This window comes from Bacillus sp. 22475, assembly GCF_052044835.1.
Taxonomy (GTDB): domain Bacteria; phylum Bacillota; class Bacilli; order Bacillales; family Bacillaceae_G; genus Bacillus_A; species Bacillus_A cereus.
Genome location: NZ_JBQENW010000005.1, coordinates 107,319 through 127,190, shown reverse-complemented (window position 1 = coordinate 127,190; position 19,872 = coordinate 107,319). Strand labels below are relative to the sequence as shown.

Here is a 19,872-nt window from a genome sequence, read left to right as displayed (position 1 = left end):
ACATATTATTCTGATTGAAAACAGACTATAGGGGCTGAATATATGGAAAAGAAATTCATGCGAGAATCTAAAGCAATTAAGACAACACGTGTTTTTCCTAACGATTTAAATAATCACCAAACACTTTTTGGAGGGAAATTATTAGCAGAAATTGATAGTATTGCTTCAATTGCGGCTGCAAGACATAGTCGTAAACATTGCGTAACAGCATCTATCGATTCAGTTGATTTTTTAACTCCAATTCACCAAGCTGATTCTGTTTGTTATGAAGCATTCGTATGTTATACAGGGAAATCTTCAATGGAAGTTTTCGTAAAAGTAATTGCAGAAAATTTATTAGCAGGCGAGCGTAGAATTGCTGCTACTTGCTTTATTACATTTGTAGCAATAAAAGATGGAAAACCTTCATCTGTACCACAAGTACTTCCTGAAACTGAGGAAGAACATTGGTTACACACAACCGGTTCAGAACGCGCGGAAAATCGAAAAAAAGGACGTTTAAAAAGCAAGGAGATGGCTGAAGTTTTAACTTTAAGTAAGCCTTGGAATATTTAATACAATCTTTTCATCATACATGCACAGGTTCTTCCTTGCATGTATTTTTTTATACAAAATATCACCTCTTACCATTTTATTCTCAATCTGTTCTCCTAAATCATGCATCAGCTTTTCCTTTATTTTGTTATACTGTTAATGGTATATTAAATAAAGTTCGTTTAAAAATAACCATAATATGATTAAGTATATAAGGGATGGTGCGGTAATGACTATTGAAGTACCAATTTCAATACCAAAAACGTTAATTATTATTCCAGCGTATAACGAGGAAGAAGCAATTGCAGATACATTAACAAGATTATTAAAACTAAAACAGCATTTTACAGGATTAAGCATTTGCGTTATTAATGATGGATCACACGATAAAACAGCTCAAATCGTAAAAGATTTTCCTGTTCACCTTGTGAATTTACCATATAACCTAGGTATTGGCTCAGCTGTACAAACTGGATATAAATACGCATATGAGAACGGATATGATATTGCGATTCAGTTCGATGCTGATGGACAACATAATCCAGATGATTTATATAAAATTATAAAGCCTATCGCTGAAGATGAATGCGATATGGTGCTAGGGTCACGTTTTACAGAAAAAACAGCATATAAAGGTAGTATTTCTAGAAGGATCGGTATTTTTTATTTTACTGCTCTATTGAAAGTACTAACAAAACAAACATTTATGGATCCAACTTCTGGATATCGTGCTATCAATCGAGAGGTAATTAAAATTTTTGCACACAACTATCCAAAAGATTATCCAGAACCAGAAGTTCTTATTCATTTAAAAAAGAAAAAACTTCGCATTAATGAAATATCTGTAAATATGCAAGAGCGACAAGGTGGACAATCTTCCATTACACCTTTTAAATCTGCATATTACATGATTAAAGTAAGTCTTGCTATATTGATGCAAAAAATCGTGAAAGGTTGATAATATAAATGCCTATAATTACCTTTTCATTCATCTTTATTTTATTATTATTATTATTAATTATTAATTCCATTCGCCGTGGAACTTTAGAAACGAAATATGCTATTTTATGGATTTTAGTTTGTATTGCAATGGCTATTTTAAGTTCTACTGATAAAATTATAAACTGGATTGGAAAACTATTAAAAGTAGAATATCCCCCTTCCATTTTATTCTTATTTGGACTATTATTCTGTTTCATCTTAATTTTTGACCTAACAAGAAAAATTTCTAAACAACATCATCAACTTGTAACATTAACGCAAGATTATGCGTTACTAAAGCAAAAATTAAATGCAACTAAGCCAGACAAAGACTAACCTAATATTTCAAAGTTAATATAAAAAACCTCTTAATTTATTTCAAAAATTAAGAGGTTTTTTTATTCTCAATAATAATTTATTCGCCTTCACAATCGTTACAATAAATACATCCTACTTACTAATAAGTTAAAATGGTATAAATAAGAATTTATATGCAATAAACATGTTAAAGCTGTTTGAAATACGAGAATTAACCATAAGAATCTCACTTCCCGCCACCTTTTTAATAGAAAGTTGATTTACAAAGTTTATATGCGTTAAACTTATACAGATGTTCTTGTAATCTTCTCCCTTTCAAAGGGCTTGTATATATGGTGCAAGACATAAAAAACTTGAGGAGATAAAAATTCTATGATGGAACAAAAGCAACTTGTTTCTGTTGTCATACCTCTGTATAACACGGAAAAATATATTGAAGAAACAATGCAGTCAATACTAGATCAAACATATAAAAACATTGAAATTGTAATTGTAGATGATGGAAGTAAAGATCAATCACCTTCTATCGTGAAAAACCTTGCCGAAAAATATCCAAGGCAAGTAAAATACGTTCATCAAAAAAACCAAGGTGTTTCGGTAGCTCGTAATACAGGTATCGAAAGTGCTAGCGGAGAATATGTCGCTTTCCTTGATAGTGATGACTTATGGCATCCAACTAAAATTGAGAAGCAAGTCGAAAGTATGCATAAAAACAACATGGACGCGTGCTATTGTGGTTATATGAATTTCTACGAAGAAACAGGCGAGAAGGTTGAACATACAACAAACTTTATTAAAGGCGATATGGCAAAAGCATTCCTAACACATCAAGTTGTTGCTCAAACAAGTACTTGGATTTTCAAACGATCCATCGTAATGGATCATAACATTCGTTTTACACCAGGATGTAGTTGGGGCGAAGACTTGGAGTTTTTATTTAAGCTTATGAGTGTGACAAATGTATGTTATGTCGATGAATACTTAACATATTATAGAATCTTATCAGAAGGAAATCTTTCTTCTAAGTATAAAGATTATGAATTAAAAACAACAAAAGAGCTGGAAGTATTCAATCGTATGAAGGACTGGGTACATAATAAATCTCAAGATTTCATTACAAAAGATTCTCAGTCACTTATTGAAATTCTTGAGACTTATTTATTCCCTTATACGGTTATCAATAATGCTTGTATATACATTAAAGAAAACTCTCAATTAAATAATGCCCAAGTTCAATTAATCAAAAAAGATATAAAGAGATATTGCCGTAAAATCTATTCAAAAAATGGAAAGCGTAGTAAAAAGCTATATGCAATGCTTTGGTTTGTACGAATTAAATTTCTGTTTTCTTAAACCGAAAATATAACGATACTCTCTCTTTCTGTGAACAAATCAAATTTACAAATAGGACAAGCTAACCGGGTCCTAAAGAATAGAAAGGTCCTTTCTCATGAAAACAAATAAAATTCTAAAAAACGCATCCTACCTATTTGTAGGAAACATTACTGTCCGCTTTGTACTGGCCATTGCAACAATTCTCTTTGCAAGATATGTTTCTCCAGAGGATTACGGTATGTTTACAACTGCATTAGCAGTTTCAGCTGTTATTTGTTACTTTACAGATGCAGGTTTGACACATACGTTTATGCGTGAAGGAACGAGAAGCGATGCTAATATTAGTGTACTAATAAGTAGTTATTTACGTATTCGTTTAATATTAGCTATCGTAATTTCTGTACTCTTCGCCATTTTTGCCCAGTTCTTCTATCCCGATGCTTACTTACGTGCGATGGTATATTGGGTTGTTCTACCAACAATGTTCGGAGCAACTTTACAAGGTGTTGGAATGGCTTACTTCCAAGTAACAGAACGCATGCAATTTACAGCTATTATTTCTGTACTACAAGGTGTAACAGCTGCTGCTGCCTTATTACTAGGAATGTCTTTTCAATGGTCACTTATGATGGTTGCTGCCATGTACGGGGTATCTAGTCTTGTAACAGGTGTTATCGCCTTTATAATGACAATACGCTATACGAAAGTCCATAAGGGTTGGGATAAAGGTATTTTAGATCAACTACTTATTTTTACAATCAATGGAATCATCATCATGCTCTTACCACAATTGGGGCCTATTATATTAGAAAAAGTTTCAACATATAATCAAGTTGGATTCTTTGGTGCTGCATCTAAAATACCTGCTGTACTATATCAAATACCTGGAGTAATTGCAGCTGCCTTTTATCCAAGGCTTTTTGCTTTTGGTAATGAGAAAAACATTGAAGAACATAGAAAATTATCAAGTTTTGAATTAAAACTTATGTCTTTTTTAGGAATGGGAATTTCTATTCCCTTTATTGCTGATCCAAGTTTCTGGATTGTTAGTTTATTAGGAGAAAAGTACGCTCCCGCTGGTGACGCTCTTGCTATTTTAGCGTTTATGGTTATTTTACAATCAATTAACTATCCACTAGCCGACAATTTAACAACAATTGGCCAGCAATGGAAACGTGCAACAACAATGACTATTGGATTAGTTGTTGCCATCATAAGTTATATTGTATTAGGTAGTAAATACGGAATGATGGGGGCAGCTGTCGCAGCTATCCTTACCGAAATTACACTATTAATCGGATTTACCCTCTTTATTCGTAAAGGCATACAATTATTAGTTAAAGGAATTATATTTAATTCCTTAGCCTTTCTTATTAGTTATGGCATATACCGATTTACATTAATCAACTTACCACCATTAGTTGCTTTAACGCTTACTGGTATACTATACGGTATAATCGGGGTTTTAATTGACCCTCAAATACGTGGATTCGTTTTAGGGTTTATAAAACAAAAGCTCATTCGTAAACATGCTTAAAAACAAAAAGCTTTTCCATTTTTAAATAGGAAAAGCTTTTTGTTTTTTTATATACCACCATTTTTCTTCAGTAAAAAAATTCTATATATTCCAGGTCAAATTGACTTACTTTCTGAAAATGCCTTATACTAAATTACATGTAAACTATGAATTTCAACGCCTGTAAAAATATATATGCTTCAACAAAAATATATATTTTCTCATGTTAAAACTAAAGAACACACCTTTAAAAATTGGTGTGTTTTTATATGCTACCTAAAAACTAGTTGCTACATGATAACAACTTTTAAAGGAGGATTATCAATTTTTATGAGCATAAAGCCGAATAATAAGTTCTTTTCCAAGAAAACGATAATAATTATGCCAATATTATTATTGTGTGCTTTTGCTTTTCATTATTTCTTTTTAACATCTAATCAAGCCTTTTCTGGTACAGGGGATGCATTACGCCAATTTGGCTTCTTTACGTTTCTTCTGCAACATGCCTTTAAAGATGGCAACCTTTTCTGGTCTTTTGATTATGGGTTAGGTGGAGATTTATTTGGAGAGTTTAGTTATTATTACAGCACATCACCGTTTTTCTGGATTACACTGTTACTACCTAAACTAAGTCTTGAGCAAGTGTATGACGTGAAATTATACATGAGTATTTTAAAAAACTTTTTAGCTATGTTATTCATGTATGGCTCTTTACGTTACCATAATAAAACAGCATTCTCATCTTTTGTTGCTGCTATTATATATGGTGGCTGTATTACTTTCATCCGCCACTCTTTACTATGGGATTTCATGGCTGATGCCATTGTATTTTTACCATTAGTAATATGGGGACTTGATAAATATATTATTGAAAAGAAGCGCGGACTTTTCCTAATCGCTGCTACTTTAATGTTAGCATCAAACTTTTATTTTGCTTTTATCACAAGTATTTTCATATTCATTTATGCATTATTCCAATACTTTGCGACACAACAAAATAAAACGATTGTCTCTTTTCTAACTTATTATATTAGAATCGGCTTATTGTACGGACTATCACTCGGTTTAGCCGCCGTTTGCTTCCTACCATCAGTTAATGCCGTATTTAGCGCCGATCGACTATCAAAAAAGTTTGAGATACCACTATTATTTGAAGATAAATTTTATAAAGATTTAATGGAAAATATTTTCTTCATGTATAGTGCTGAAAATCATCAACTAGCTTTACCAGCTTTAATTTTATTCTTAATCGTATTTGGAATGTTTATACGTGATAAACTCGTTAAAAATAAAGTATTCTTTACGTTATTCATGTTCATTCTATTTATGCTTCCATATACATATTCTGTATTTAATGGTTTTTCAGCAATGCAATCTAGATGGTTTTATTTATTTGTATTTGTCATTGCCCAAACAATTGCATACATCTTAGATTGGATGATTGTTCATAAGAAAGACTACAAATTACCTTATTTAATAAGTTTATTAGTGTCTATTGGATTATTCATTTATGCATTTTATAGAAAAGCAAATATAAATGTAACTGATAAACCTTTACAAGACGTTGATAACATTTTACTCGGAACTGTCGTTCTTTCTGTTATTACAGTATGTTTATGGCGTTATATTTCTAAACCCTTCATACAATTTTTAGTTGTATTGAACATACTCGTTAGCACAATTTCTATGAATTATATGTATGCGAATAATATACTTAGTACCGTTTACGGACAGAGCCAGATTTCAACTGAAAAGTTACACGAACCAGGCTATGATAATAAAGAAGAAATTGCTGCAATTCGCTACATACAAGAAAATGATAAAGACTTTTATCGTATTCTTAATCCATATAGCGAATATAACACACCAATGCTACAAGGATATCATGGCGTAAGTACGTATCAAAGCTTGGTTAATTATTATGTCCATGACTTTATGAAAAATAAATATGGCGTATTCCAAATGTACGATACACCTTCAATGTTTTATCAAGCTGATAGTCGACTACTACTTGAAAATATGCTAGGTGTAAAATATCGCGTATTAAGTGCTGATACAGATCCAAAGAATGTACCTTATGGATATAAACTATTACAGCAAGTAGGACCGTATAATATTTACAAAAACGACTATGCTTTACCGTTAGGATATGTATATGATTCAGCTATAAGTGAAGAAGAGTTTTCTAAATTAAACTTCGCTCAGCGTGATCAATTATTATTACATGCTGTTGTCGTTAATAATACAAAAGAATTTTCATTAAACCATTTTAATAAACAAGATCTTAAATCAAAGGCAGTATCTATTAAAACGGAAAAAGCAAAATTCGAAAACATGGAAAAAGAAGGAAACAAACTAATTGTTCATGGCTATGGAAATATGATCGTACCTATCAATTATCCTAATACGCCTGGTGATCTACTGATAGAATTAAAATTGAAAAATGCAGGTACATTCAATGCAGCTGTTAATGGAAAAACGATAGGAAAAGGTGACGATGCTGGTGCATACTCGTATCCGTTAGAAAGATTTGTTTACAATTTAGGCAATGAGCGTCCAGAAAACCTAACTATCTCTATTGATGCGGCAGGTGAGTATGAATTAGGTGACTTACAAGCAAATATTGTAAACTATGAAAGTGTACAAAAAGAAACAAAAAAATTAACTGAAAGTAGACTTGAAAATATTTATTATAAGAACAATTATTTAAAAGGAGATATCAACTCAAATAAAGACGGGCTCCTATATTTATCTGTTCCATATAGTAAAGGTTGGACTATAAAAGTTGATGGAAAAGAAACGGAATTTACGAAAGCGAATTCTGCCTTTATCGGTGTTCCCATTACAAAAGGCTCACATGTAATCGAAATGACTTACGTTACACCTTACTTTAAATTAGGTATGATTATATCAATCATCTCACTAATTATTTGTGTAGCTTTACTAATTTTCACAAATCCAAAAGCACGACGAAAATTTTCTTTTAAAAAGCAATAATGAGCACTCAATGAATCATGAAGCTATCCAATTGGGTAGCTTCATATAAAACGCATAACATTGTTTTAACCCATTACAAACAAGGAGTGTCAAAAATGACTCTTTCAATCGTTGTACCATGCTACAATGAAGAAAAGGTGCTTCGTGCCTTTTATTCAGAGACTTCTCTTGAAATTCATAAATTAACTACCGATTATGAATTTGTTTTTGTTAATGATGGTAGTAAAGATGATACTTTAAATATTTTACGCGATTTAGCTAGTTCAGATTCGTCAGTACACTATATATCATTTAGTCGAAACTTCGGAAAAGAAGCTGCAATGTTAGCAGGTTTAAAATATGCTACAGGCGATGCAATTGTTATTATGGATGCTGACTTACAACACCCTCCTACGTTAATAAAAGAACTGTTAGAAGGATATAACGACGGCTACGACCAAGTCATTGCAAAAAGGACAAGAACTGGTGATTCACCCGTTCGCTCTTTCGTCTCTCGTCTTTACTATAAGGTGATGAATAAGTTTGTAGATATTGAATTAGTAGATGGTATTGGTGACTTTAGACTTTTAAGTCGAAGAGCAGTTGATTCTTTAGTATCTTTAAGTGAATACAACCGATTTTCAAAGGGCTTATTCTCTTGGATCGGTTATAACGAATTAATCATTGAATATGAAAATGTATTACGTTCTGATGGAGAAAGTAAATGGACCTTCTCGAAATTATTAAATTACGGAATTGATGGTGTAATTTCATTCAATAATAAACCGTTACGTCTATCTATATATCTCGGATTACTAACAACCATTTTTGGACTTTTATATGTAATCACTACGTTCGTTCAAATCATCCTTGGTGGTGTGGAAGTTCCTGGTTACTTTACTCTCATTTCCGCTATACTATTTATTGGCGGTATTCAACTCATATTCCTAGGTGTTATTGGTGAATATATCGGTCGTATTTATTATGAAACAAAACGTAGACCACATTTTATTGTAGCTGAAAAGAAAGTTAGTGAAGTTAAACAAAAGGCATAACAAAAAAGTTACTTCTATAGGTAGAAGTAACTTTTTTATATCCTAACATTTACACACCCTTTTTTTGCATAGATATAATCATTTCTTTTAGCCCATTATAATACGAAGTTTTTGGTATCTCCCCGATACACCTCTCATATTTCTCCCCGCTTAATACAACTGGTTTTTCCGTCAAATATAGCATTTCCACAAATTCATTCATCTGCTTATCAAACAGACCAATGAACTGGATCATTCCTCTTTTTACAGCTATTATTCGTTTGGTATATCCCGTTAATTCCCGTATGTGTTGAATCATTTCCTCACCTGTAATGACACCATAACCTGGTATGTTCCAATTTTGTCCATAGGCCTCATCATGTGAAGCTAATTCAACCATCGCTTTTGCACCATCTGGTGTAAAAATATATTCACGGGCAATCTTTTTATCTCCAACAAAGCTAGACATTTTATTTGCAAGTATTCCCTTTAATGTATGATGGACAAGTGTATTTTCTGCATTTGGACCATAAAAGTCTGGGAAATGAGCAATAAACATTCGTACATTAGCTTGTTTTGCCATCTCTTCAAGTTGTAAACGAATCTTCCCTTTCTTTGTTTGTGGTCTCTTTTTAGCATCTTCTTTTACAAGCCCTTCCCCTTGCCTTCCATACGCATAAATATTATCAACTATTCCTAGTTTGATACCGTAATGTTTCGATACCTCTAATATGTTTATTAATAATTTCTCTTGTTGTTTCTCCCAATCTGAATACGGAATATTTACAGCATGAAATATAATATCAACATCTTTAGCAGCATTCATTATATCCTCTTGTATAAATACGTCGCCTGCTACAACTTCTACATGTTTGTTCCCAGAAAATAATGCACCTAATCTCTCCTTATTTCTTGCAAAAGCAACTACATGAATCCCTCTGCTACATAATTCGTTTACAATTGCACAACCCATTGAACCGGAAGCACCTAATACTAAAGCTTTTTTCATTATAAATCCCCTCCTAAATTAATTAACCATCGTTCAATTAATTTTAAAAAGAAAATCACTTACATAAGAAGCGATTTTGAAATAAACTCTACATGTACCTTAGCCAAACCTTGTAGTTCTTCAAACGTTTGGCCACTTCTGCAATAATGTGCTACAAATCCATGTAATGATAAAAAAACAGACCATATTATCATCGCATTTAATTTCCCATCACATAAAGAAGAAATAACCTTCGCAAATTTTTCATAGCTAACATTAGGACTATTTGCCAAACACTCTTTTAATCCGTCATCTTTAATTAAAAACATAATTTCATAATGACTCTGATTTCTTAGACCAAATTCAATAAAACCGAATAAAACTGCTCTTAGTTGCTCTTCTCTCGATAATTTTTGATTACAAATTTCATCTAACTTTTTATTTAATAATTGAAAATCCTGTTCCACCATTGCGTAAAATAGCTCTGCTTTGTTTTTAAAATGATAATAAATCGAACCATGGCTATATCCAAGTTCTGTTGCAATTTTGCGCATTGAAGTATGTTGATATCCTTGTGCTATAAATAGCCCCCTAGCTACATTCATAATCATTTCTCTTGTTAGTTCTTGTTTAACTGCTTTCCTTGGCGACATATTTCATACCTCACACATTTAATTAACCACTGTTCAATTATATTATATATTTTCAGAAAATTAATGCAACCCTTTTTTTGAAAAAATATACATTTTGAAATGATGGCATTATATGAAAGAATTTAGTATCATGATTCAAGGTACTATTTCAAGTTGGACGGAGGATACTATGAGCTTATTAACAGTTGAAAAATTAGGACATACATTTGGCGATCGTACATTATTTAAAGATGTATCTATGCGATTATTAGCAGGTGAGCACGTTGGATTAGTTGGTGCAAACGGTGTTGGTAAATCAACATTCATGAATATCATTACTGGTCAGCTTATTCATGACGAAGGTCGTGTAGAATGGACACCAGGCACACATTACGGTTACTTAGATCAGCATACGGTTTTAACGCCTGGACGTACAATTCGTGACGTACTAGCGGATGCATTTTTACCGTTATTCGAAAAGGAAACAGCTTTAAATGAAGTTACAGAAAAAATGGGAACTGCTACACCAGAAGAACTAGAAGAACTTCTTGAACAAATGGCAGAAATACAAGATGCACTTGAAGCAGGTGGTTTCTATTTACTAGATATGAAAATTGAAGAGGCTGCACGTGGTCTTGGAATTGATGCTATTGGTTTAGATCGTGATGTTTCAGCACTAAGTGGTGGACAACGTACAAAAGTATTGCTTGCAAAGCTATTACTTGAACAACCAGAAGTGTTATTGCTTGATGAACCTACTAACTATTTAGATGTTGAACATATTCATTGGTTAACAACTTATTTAAAAGAATATCCACATGCGTTCTTATTAATTTCTCATGATACAGAATTTATGAACAAATGTGTTGATGTTATTTTCCATCTAGAATTCACAAAAATGACACGCTATACAGCGACATATGAAAAATTCCTAGAACTAGCAGAAATCAATAAAAATCAACATATAAACGCTTATGAAAAGCAGCGCGAGTTTATCAAAAAGCAAGAAGACTTCATTGCAAAGAACAAGGCTCGTTATTCAACGACAGGTCGTGCAAAGAGTCGTCAAAAACAACTTGATCGTATGGAACTTATTGATCGTCCGGAAACAGCAATTAAACCTGAATTCTCATTTAAAGAAAGTCGTGCAAGTAGCCGCTTCGTCTTTGAAGGTGAAAATGTAGAAATCGGATATACATATCCGCTACTACCAAAGCTATCAATGACAATTGAGCGTGGTGAAAAAATTGCTATTGTTGGATGTAATGGTGTTGGTAAATCAACGTTACTAAAAACAATCTTAGGTAAAATTAAACCTTTAAACGGTAAAACAAGTCTTGGTGACTTCTTAGAGCCTGCATACTTTGAGCAAGAAGTTAAAGCTGATAATATAACACCAATTGATGATGTATGGAATACATTCCCTGGCCTAGACCAGCATCAAATTCGTGCGATGTTAGCAAAATGCGGATTAAAAAACGAACATATTTCTCGCCCATTAAGTCAATTAAGTGGTGGAGAACAAGCAAAAGTTCGTTTATGTAAGTTAATGGGTGAAGAAAGTAACTGGCTACTATTTGATGAGCCAACAAACCATCTTGATGTTACAGCAAAAGAAGAACTAAAGAAGGCTATGAAAGCATACAAAGGGACTATTCTTCTTGTATGTCACGAACCGGAATTCTATGAAGATTGGATCACAAAGGTTTGGGATGTTGAAGAATGGTCTCAAAATAGTAAGTAGTCTTTAAGAAAAAACTCCTTGTGTAGACAAGGAGTTTTTTACTTGTTTTTATTAAGAATTTTTTATATTGTAGTATCCTATAAGGCGTAATCGAAATTCTTTTAATTCCGGATACGCCTCTAAATTTGCTAACATACCTCTAATTACCGGAATTCTTGGATTAAGCAATCGCATTTCCGCCTCTAAAACATCTAATGTTACTAGCAACTCATCGTCCTCTAATTGATCAGCTAGAGTGCGCTTAAATCCAATAATTTCTTTTAAAAAATGCTCTTTAACTTGTTCCTTAATGAGCTCTGATTTACAAAGAAATTCTCCAAGCTTTTCTTCATGTAAAATAGGCTCTTCCGAAGACTCTACCAAGCCATCTACTAGATTATCTACTCTTTTTAAAATAAAAGCAGAGACGTAAGATAAATCAATTTCTGTTGCTTGTAAAATAATTAATTCTAAATACCCACGGCATATGCCTTCCACCATAATTACTAAATCCAATAAATATGGCATAATCTTTTCACCATAAATGGACAATAAACTATTTCGATAAAATGCATGAGACTCTAACTTCATCCGCATCATAAATTCTTCCACTTCTTTATTAAACGGAATCGCATTTTCTCTCGCATGCATAATAATAAACTCTTTATGCCTTTGTATATCATTAAACTGACAATGTAATTGTTTTGCAAATTTTTCACGTGGTAACAAAGACTCTTGCTCAATATCCAGCATTTTCTTTTGAATTTTGTCATAATAATATCGAAGTGTCGCTAATAAAAGCTCATCTTTTGATTTAAAATATAAGTAAAAAGCCCCCTTAGATATACCACTAGCTGTCACAATTTCCTGCACTGATGTCGCATTTACACCCTTAGTAGCAAATAACTTCATAGCCGATTCTATAATTAAACGCTCTTTTTCTTTCATATCTTCTCTCCTAAATTTAATCTCGCATCTTATTATGGATTTATTATACCATCTCTTTTTATTGACGATTGACCAAACGGTCAGTTATATTATGTATTAGACTGACCAGTTGGTCAATATAATAAAAAGGGAGCGCAAACATGAACAAAATCATCAATTTCTCGTTAAAAAATAAGTTCGCAGTTTGGCTACTAACCATTATTGTTACTATTGCGGGAATTTACTCTGGCCTCAATATGAAGCTGGAAACAATTCCTGATATTACAACACCGATTGTGACAGTAACTACGGTCTATCCTGGTGCTACACCAGAAGAAGTAGCTGATAAAGTTTCAAAGCCGATGGAAGAACAACTACAAAATTTAAGCGGTGTTAACGTTGTGAGCTCATCATCTTTTCAAAACGCATCTTCTATTCAAGTAGAATACGATTTTGATAAAAATATGGAAAAAGCTGAAACAGAAATTAAAGAAGCTCTCACGAATGTAAAACTCCCAGAAGGTGTTAAAGATCCTAAAGTTTCACGAGTAAACTTCAATGCTTTTCCTGTTATTTCGTTAAGCGTAGCAAGCAAGAATGAATCTTTAGCTACCTTAACTGAAAATGTAGAGAAAAATGTTGTACCAGGATTAAAAGGACTTGATGGTGTTGCATCTGTTCAAATTGCAGGTCAACAAGTAGATGAAGTACAGCTCGTCTTCAAGAAAGATAAAATGAAAGAATTAGGACTAAGTGAAGATACTGTAAAAAATGTGATTAAGGGATCGGACGTATCTTTACCACTTGGCTTATACACGTTTAAAGACACGGAAAAATCAGTTGTTGTAGATGGCAATATTACAACGATTAAAGCGTTAAAAGAACTTAAAATCCCAGCTATACCTTCATCACCTAACGGTCAAGGTAGTCAAAATGCTGGCGCTGGTGCACAAACGCCGCAAATGAATCCAGCTGCTATGAACGGAATTCCAACAGTTACATTAGACGAAATTGCTGACATTAAAGAAGTTGGGAAAGCAGAATCCATTTCTCGAACAAATGGAAAAGAAGCAATTGGAATTCAAATTGTGAAGGCCTCTGATGCAAATACAGTTGATGTTGTAAATGCAGTAAAAGATAAAGTAAAAGATCTTGAGAAAAAATATAAAGATTTAGAGATCATTTCAACATTCGACCAAGGTGCACCTATTGAAAAATCAGTTGAAACAATGCTGAGCAAAGCAATTTTCGGTGCTATCTTTGCGATTGTTATTATTATGCTGTTCCTACGAAATATTCGAACAACGTTAATCTCTGTCGTTTCAATACCACTTTCTTTATTAATTGCTGTTTTAGTCATAAAACAAATGGATATTACGCTTAATATTATGACACTTGGAGCAATGACAGTTGCTATAGGCCGCGTTGTCGATGACTCGATTGTTGTTATTGAAAATATTTATCGACGTATGTCGTTATCAGAAGAGAAATTACGAGGAAAAGATTTAATTCGTGAAGCTACGAAAGAAATGTTTATCCCGATTATGTCTTCTACCATTGTAACAATTGCTGTATTCTTACCGCTCGGACTAGTAAAAGGTATGATTGGTGAAATGTTCTTACCATTTGCCTTAACTATCGTCTTCGCTTTATTAGCGTCGTTACTAGTGGCTGTTACAATCGTACCAATGCTTGCTCATTCCTTATTTAAGAAAGAAAGCATGAGAGAAAAAGAGGTACATCATGAAGAGAAACCGAGCAAATTAGCAAATGGGTATAAACGTATACTTGAATGGGCTTTAAATCACAAAATTATTACATCTAGTATTGCTGTCCTTCTATTAGTTGGTAGTCTCGCACTTGTGCCCGTTATCGGTGTAAGTTTCTTACCTTCTGAAGAAGAAAAAATGATTATCGCAACATACAAACCTGAACCAGGTCAAACATTAGAAGACGTTGAAAAAATTGCAACGAAAGCTGAAAAGCACTTCCAAGATAATAAAGACGTGAAAACAATTCAGTTCTCATTAGGTGGAGAGAACCCAATGAGCCCTGGTCAAACAAATCAAGCTATGTTCTTCGTTCAATATGATAACGACACGAAAAACTTCGAAAAAGAAAAAGAACAAGTCGTTAAAGATTTACAGAAAATGTCTGGCAAAGGCGAATGGAAAAACCAAGACTTCGGAGCAAGTGGCGGTAGTAATGAAATTAAACTATACGTTTACGGAGATAGCTCAGAAGACATTAAGCCTGTCGTAAAAGATATTCAAAATATCATGAAGAAAAATAAAGACTTAAAAGATATAGATTCTAGTATTGCAAAAACATATGCAGAGTACACTTTAGTCGCAGATCAAGAAAAGCTGAGTAAAATGGGCTTAACGGCTGCTCAAATTGGAATGGGACTTTCTAATCAACATGATCGACCTGTTTTGACAACAATTAAAAAAGACGGTAAAGATATCAATGTATATGTAGAAGCTGAAAAACAAAATTATGAAACAATTGATGACTTAACAAATCGTAAAATTACAACGCCACTTGGTAATGAAGTAGCTGTGAAAGATGTTATGACTGTAAAAGAAGGTGAAACATCGAATACAGTAACACACCGAGATGGCCGTGTTTATGCAGAGGTTAGTGCAAAATTAACATCTGATGACGTTTCAAAAGCATCTGCTGCAGTCCAAAAAGAAGTAGATAAAATGGATCTTCCTTCTGGTGTAGATGTTTCTATGGGCGGTGTTACTAAAGATATTCAAGAATCATTCAAACAACTTGGCTTAGCGATGTTAGCTGCGATTGCCATTGTATACTTCGTTCTTGTCGTTACATTTGGCGGTGCTCTTGCACCATTCGCAATTTTATTCTCGCTACCATTCACAATCATCGGGGCTCTTGTTGCCTTATTAATCTCTGGTGAAACATTAAGTGTATCTGCAATGATCGGTGCCCTTATGTTAATCGGTATCGTTGTAACAAATGCAATCGTGCTTATCGACCGCGTTATTCATAAAGAAAATGAAGGTCTATCAACACGTGAAGCTTTATTAGAAGCTGGTGCAACACGCCTTCGTCCAATTTTAATGACTGCAATTGCAACAATCGGTGCTCTTATCCCGCTTGCATTAGGATTTGAAGGTAGTGGCTTAATTTCTAAAGGACTTGGTGTAACGGTAATTGGTGGATTAACAAGTTCAACGTTATTAACACTTCTTATTGTTCCAATCGTTTATGAAGTATTAAGCAAATTTAAAAAGAAAAAAACAAAATAACAAAAAATAACCTCGCTAACTGCGAGGTTATTTTTTATTTCCAAACAAGATTAGGAAATCGCCATAGCCTTCTTTCTCTAATTCCTCTTTTGGAATAAATCGAAGAGCTGCGGAATTAATACAGTAACGAAGGCCATTTGGTCCTGGACCGTCTGGAAATACGTGCCCAAGATGTGAGTCTCCTTCTTTACTTCTCACTTCTGTACGTGTCATATTATGACTTACATCCATCTTTTCTTTCACACTTGCTGACATAACTGTTTTTGTAAAACTAGGCCATCCACATCCACTATCAAATTTGTCTAGAGAAGTAAATAGCGGCTCACCTGAAACGATGTCTACATAAAGACCTTCCTCTTTATGGTTCCAATACTCATTTCGAAATGGTGGTTCTGTACCATTTTCCTGCGTTACATAAAACTGCATCTCATTGAGTTTTTCTTTTAAATGAGCATTATCCTTTGGCCAATGTTGCTTAATAAAAGCATCTCGTCCTGAGCCTTTACGATATAACTCATAGCGGAATGTGTTTTTCTTATGATATCCTTGGTGATATTCTTCAGCTGGATAAAATGTAGCTGCTGGTAGTATTTTTGTCGCAATTGGTTTTGAAAAGCGTCCACTCTGCTCAAGCTCTTCTTTTGAGGCCTCAGCTTTTTTATGTTGTTCTTCATTATGATAAAAAATCACTGTTTCATAAGACTGTCCGCGGTCGTGGAATTGTCCTCCAATATCGGTCGGATCAATTTGTCTCCAATATATATGTAACAATTCCTCATACGACATTTTATTTGCATCAAATGTAATTTGTACCGCTTCATAATGTCCTGTTGTTTCTGAGCACACTTCTTTATACGTTGGGTCCTCTTTATGACCGCCTGTATAACCTGAAACAACCTGTATAATTCCCTCCATCTCTTCAAATGGAGAAACCATACACCAGAAACACCCTCCAGCAAATGTAGCCAATTCTATCTTTTCATTTACAGCCATTACTTCACCCCTATTCTATATTCTCCTTACAGTATGGCATAAGAAACATAATGTTATAAAAGAAAAAGCATCGAACATCGATGCTTTTTCTCTACTTCACTTTATTTTGTTCCAACATCCTTCTCAATTTCATCACTTGTCACGTCTAAAACATCTAGTAAGAAAATGAAGATTGGAATACCGATAATCAGTCCCCATACACCTAAGAAGTGCTCTGAGAAAATTAATACCATAAAAGTATAGAAAATCGGTAAATTTGTTTTTTGCGACATAAACTTCGGATTTAATACGTAACTTTCAAGCGCATGAATCACTGTTACGATAACTAAAATATAAACAACGTACATAATACCGCCAATATTGTAAGCAATCATACAAAGTGGGAATAACGAAATGATAACCCCAGCTACTGGAATTAAGCCAAGTAAGAAGATCATTAACGCTAAACCTAATAATTGCGGGAATCCTAATATCCATAATGCGATAACTGAAAGAACACAGTTAACAACGGCAATTAAAAATTGTGCTTCGATTACCTTTCCAAATGAACGTGCAAATTTCTTTCCGAAGTACTCAATTTCAGTATAGAAAATTGCAAGCCTACTTTCTTTAAACTTTGCAGTAAAAGCAGAAATACGAGCTTTTTCCAATAAGAAAAATAAACTTAAAATTAAAGAAAGTAAAACTTGAAGGCCAAATTTCCCGACATTCGTAATCGATTTATACAAAATGTCTACGCCTTGTCCTACATATTTAGAAAGCTCCATATGATTGACAGCATTAACTGCATACTTAATTAGCTCGCTATCTGGTGGGTTTCTTAAAAATACATTGAATTGGTAAATCAATTGTGAAATTTGTATCGTTAATACTGGTAAATATTTAAATAACGTAATAGCAATTCCACCAATTAACATTACATATAGAAATGCTATAATAATTTTTCGATTAATAGGCATGAAATGATCTAATTTGCGGGAAATAAACTTTTGGAATCGATCCATTAAATACGTGAGAATAAACGTAATTAATATTAAATTCAACATACTTTGCAGCCCGTATAACACGAGAGCAAGTATTACTAATACGAGTAACCTCTGAAATCCTTTGCTTTGAAACAGGTTTTTTATTTGCATAATCGACGAATACTCTCTCCTGTCCTATAAACTAAAACGTTAATAAGTAGATTTCTCTCTCTTTTCTACTTTTAATTATTCATTCATATTAAGATTTTTATAAACTCATTATATGCCTACCTTAACAGGTATATAGTAGCTTACTTCTTATTTTACAATACAATGACCTAATTCAAAACGTATTCTACATAGTATTAATGAAGATTTAAGGAAACTTACATTTTTTTAAATAGGTCTTACCACTACTGTAACATAAAAAGCAAGCTATCAGTAGAAATCTGTCCTACAAATAGCTTGCTTTTCTTATTTTTTAAGTAAGTTTTACTATCCAATGAATGGCATGAACATCGGGATGACAACTACTGTTACAACCCCAACTACCGTTACAGCAATACTTGCCATCGCTGCCTCTACCTCACCCATTTCAATTCCTACTGCAACTCCTAATGCATGGCCCGCTGTTCCAAGTGCTAAACCTTTTGCAATCGGATGTTTTACTCTAAATGTTTTTAAGAATAATGCTCCTAATGCGTATACGATAACTGCGTTGAAAATAACCGCAAACGATGTAATTGCAGGAATACCACCAATACTTTCTGAAATTGGTAACGCAATTGCTGTTGTTGCTGCTTGTGGTAGCATTGAATTCATTACTGCTGTATCTAAACCGATTGCTTTTGCAACAATGAACACGACAATTACTGAACAAATAGATCCAACCACGATAGCTGATAAAATTTGCCACCAATATTTTTTCAACTTATCAACTTGTTTATATAGTGGGATAGCGAATGCAATTGTTGCTGGCTCTAAGAAGAAACTAATCATTTTTCCACCAGTATTATATTCTTCAAAAGTAAAGTTACCTACCTTTAGAAAGACAATCCCTAATACCATCGCTACGAATAATGGTGTAAATAGGAAGAACCCTTTTGAATGCTTGAATAATAATGTTCCGATTCCATATGCGATTAATGAAACGACGATTCCGAAATATGGAGTCATTGTGCTTGCCATGTTCATTACCTCCTAACAATATATAAATTCAATGGTTACGCAACCTTTCCGTGCTTGCGTCCTTTATTTACTACTTTCAATTCTTTTGTATCTTCTGTTTCTTTTTCATCTTTTCCTAAAATGAATTGTGCAAATAATCCTGTTACAGCGAGTAAAATAACTGTTGCTACAACAATTACAGTTAAAATTTGTACAAAGTATTGCCCCATTACACCAAGAGAATTAATAACTGAAATACCTGATGGGACGAAAAGGAATCCGATAATACCGGTTAAAGCTGTTCCAAGTGATTCAACTTGCTCCAATTTAATTACTTTTAAACATAATAGACTAAATAAAATAACTAACCCGATTACCGATGAAGGCATTGGAATTGGTAAATGCGTTGCAATAATATTTGAAATTAACATAATAGCTGAGAATATAAATGCTTGTGATAAGAAACTATATACTTTTTTCGTACTCATTTCGGCCACCTCTTTCG

General features: G+C 33.4%; 16 protein-coding genes. 9 read left to right on the top strand and 7 right to left on the bottom strand.

Annotated elements, in window-relative coordinates; genetic code table 11:
- The first annotated feature begins 42 nt into the window (after positions 1-42).
- From ACTJJY_RS10735 to ACTJJY_RS10705, 7 genes are all read left to right on the top strand, one after another.
- Positions 43-555 carry an acyl-CoA thioesterase gene (locus ACTJJY_RS10735; protein WP_440605479.1) on the top strand — a complete coding sequence of 171 codons (513 nt, stop codon included), beginning with the start codon at positions 43-45 and terminating at the stop codon, positions 553-555.
- 208 nt (positions 556-763) lie between these two features.
- Positions 764-1,492 (top strand): glycosyltransferase family 2 protein, encoded by a 729-nt coding sequence (locus tag ACTJJY_RS10730; RefSeq protein WP_000151535.1) that lies wholly within the window; start codon positions 764-766, stop codon positions 1,490-1,492.
- An 8-nt stretch (positions 1,493-1,500) separates the two neighbouring features.
- Positions 1,501-1,851: a DUF2304 domain-containing protein gene (locus tag ACTJJY_RS10725; RefSeq protein WP_097961415.1), complete on the top strand. Its 351-nt coding sequence runs from the start codon at positions 1,501-1,503 to the stop codon at positions 1,849-1,851.
- A gap of 354 nt (positions 1,852-2,205) precedes the next feature.
- Entirely contained in the window at positions 2,206-3,186 is a 981-nt protein-coding gene (locus ACTJJY_RS10720; RefSeq protein WP_097961414.1) for a glycosyltransferase family 2 protein, read from the top strand.
- Positions 3,187-3,283: 97 nt separating this feature from the next.
- Positions 3,284-4,705 (top strand): flippase, encoded by a 1,422-nt coding sequence (locus ACTJJY_RS10715; protein ID WP_098614779.1) that lies wholly within the window; start codon positions 3,284-3,286, stop codon positions 4,703-4,705.
- 309 nt (positions 4,706-5,014) lie between these two features.
- The gene (locus ACTJJY_RS10710) at positions 5,015-7,681 is read left to right on the top strand and encodes a YfhO family protein (protein ID WP_440605478.1); all 2,667 of its coding nucleotides are present in this window, start codon (positions 5,015-5,017) and stop codon (positions 7,679-7,681) included.
- A gap of 95 nt (positions 7,682-7,776) precedes the next feature.
- Complete coding sequence (locus ACTJJY_RS10705) at positions 7,777-8,715, top strand: glycosyltransferase family 2 protein (protein WP_000175828.1); 939 nt, start codon at positions 7,777-7,779, stop codon at positions 8,713-8,715.
- A gap of 49 nt (positions 8,716-8,764) precedes the next feature.
- On the opposite strand, the gene ACTJJY_RS10700 is transcribed toward ACTJJY_RS10705, so the two are convergent.
- Both ACTJJY_RS10700 and ACTJJY_RS10695 read right to left on the bottom strand, forming a co-directional pair.
- On the bottom strand, positions 8,765-9,703 hold the full coding sequence (locus ACTJJY_RS10700; protein WP_440605477.1) for an NAD(P)H-binding protein: 939 nt from the start codon (positions 9,701-9,703) through the stop codon (positions 8,765-8,767).
- A 59-nt stretch (positions 9,704-9,762) separates the two neighbouring features.
- Positions 9,763-10,335, bottom strand: a complete 573-nt coding sequence (locus ACTJJY_RS10695) for a TetR/AcrR family transcriptional regulator (RefSeq protein ID WP_440605476.1) — start codon at positions 10,333-10,335, stop codon at positions 9,763-9,765.
- Positions 10,336-10,504: 169 nt separating this feature from the next.
- Here ACTJJY_RS10695 and ACTJJY_RS10690 point away from each other — a divergent pair, with 169 nt between their 5' ends.
- Positions 10,505-12,058 (top strand): ABC-F family ATP-binding cassette domain-containing protein, encoded by a 1,554-nt coding sequence (locus ACTJJY_RS10690; RefSeq protein ID WP_440605546.1) that lies wholly within the window; start codon positions 10,505-10,507, stop codon positions 12,056-12,058.
- A 51-nt stretch (positions 12,059-12,109) separates the two neighbouring features.
- Here the strand turns inward: ACTJJY_RS10690 and ACTJJY_RS10685 are convergent, their stop codons facing one another.
- Positions 12,110-12,985, bottom strand: a complete 876-nt coding sequence (locus ACTJJY_RS10685; RefSeq protein ID WP_440605475.1) for a TetR/AcrR family transcriptional regulator — start codon at positions 12,983-12,985, stop codon at positions 12,110-12,112.
- Positions 12,986-13,125: 140 nt separating this feature from the next.
- Here ACTJJY_RS10685 and ACTJJY_RS10680 point away from each other — a divergent pair, with 140 nt between their 5' ends.
- Positions 13,126-16,242 (top strand): efflux RND transporter permease subunit, encoded by a 3,117-nt coding sequence (locus ACTJJY_RS10680; RefSeq protein WP_001033497.1) that lies wholly within the window; start codon positions 13,126-13,128, stop codon positions 16,240-16,242.
- 27 nt (positions 16,243-16,269) lie between these two features.
- On the opposite strand, the gene msrB is transcribed toward ACTJJY_RS10680, so the two are convergent.
- The 4 genes from msrB to lrgA form a co-directional block, all read right to left on the bottom strand.
- Positions 16,270-17,235 carry a peptide-methionine (R)-S-oxide reductase MsrB gene (msrB, locus tag ACTJJY_RS10675; protein ID WP_440605474.1) on the bottom strand — a complete coding sequence of 322 codons (966 nt, stop codon included), beginning with the start codon at positions 17,233-17,235 and terminating at the stop codon, positions 16,270-16,272.
- A gap of 101 nt (positions 17,236-17,336) precedes the next feature.
- Entirely contained in the window at positions 17,337-18,371 is a 1,035-nt protein-coding gene (locus tag ACTJJY_RS10670; RefSeq protein WP_440605473.1) for an AI-2E family transporter, read from the bottom strand.
- Positions 18,372-18,695: 324 nt separating this feature from the next.
- Positions 18,696-19,388, bottom strand: a complete 693-nt coding sequence (gene lrgB, locus ACTJJY_RS10665) for an antiholin-like protein LrgB (protein ID WP_000168869.1) — start codon at positions 19,386-19,388, stop codon at positions 18,696-18,698.
- Between the two features lie 35 nt (positions 19,389-19,423).
- Positions 19,424-19,855, bottom strand: coding sequence for an antiholin-like murein hydrolase modulator LrgA (lrgA, locus tag ACTJJY_RS10660; RefSeq protein ID WP_000104901.1), 432 nt, complete (start codon positions 19,853-19,855; stop codon positions 19,424-19,426).
- Positions 19,856-19,872 lie beyond the last annotated feature (17 nt).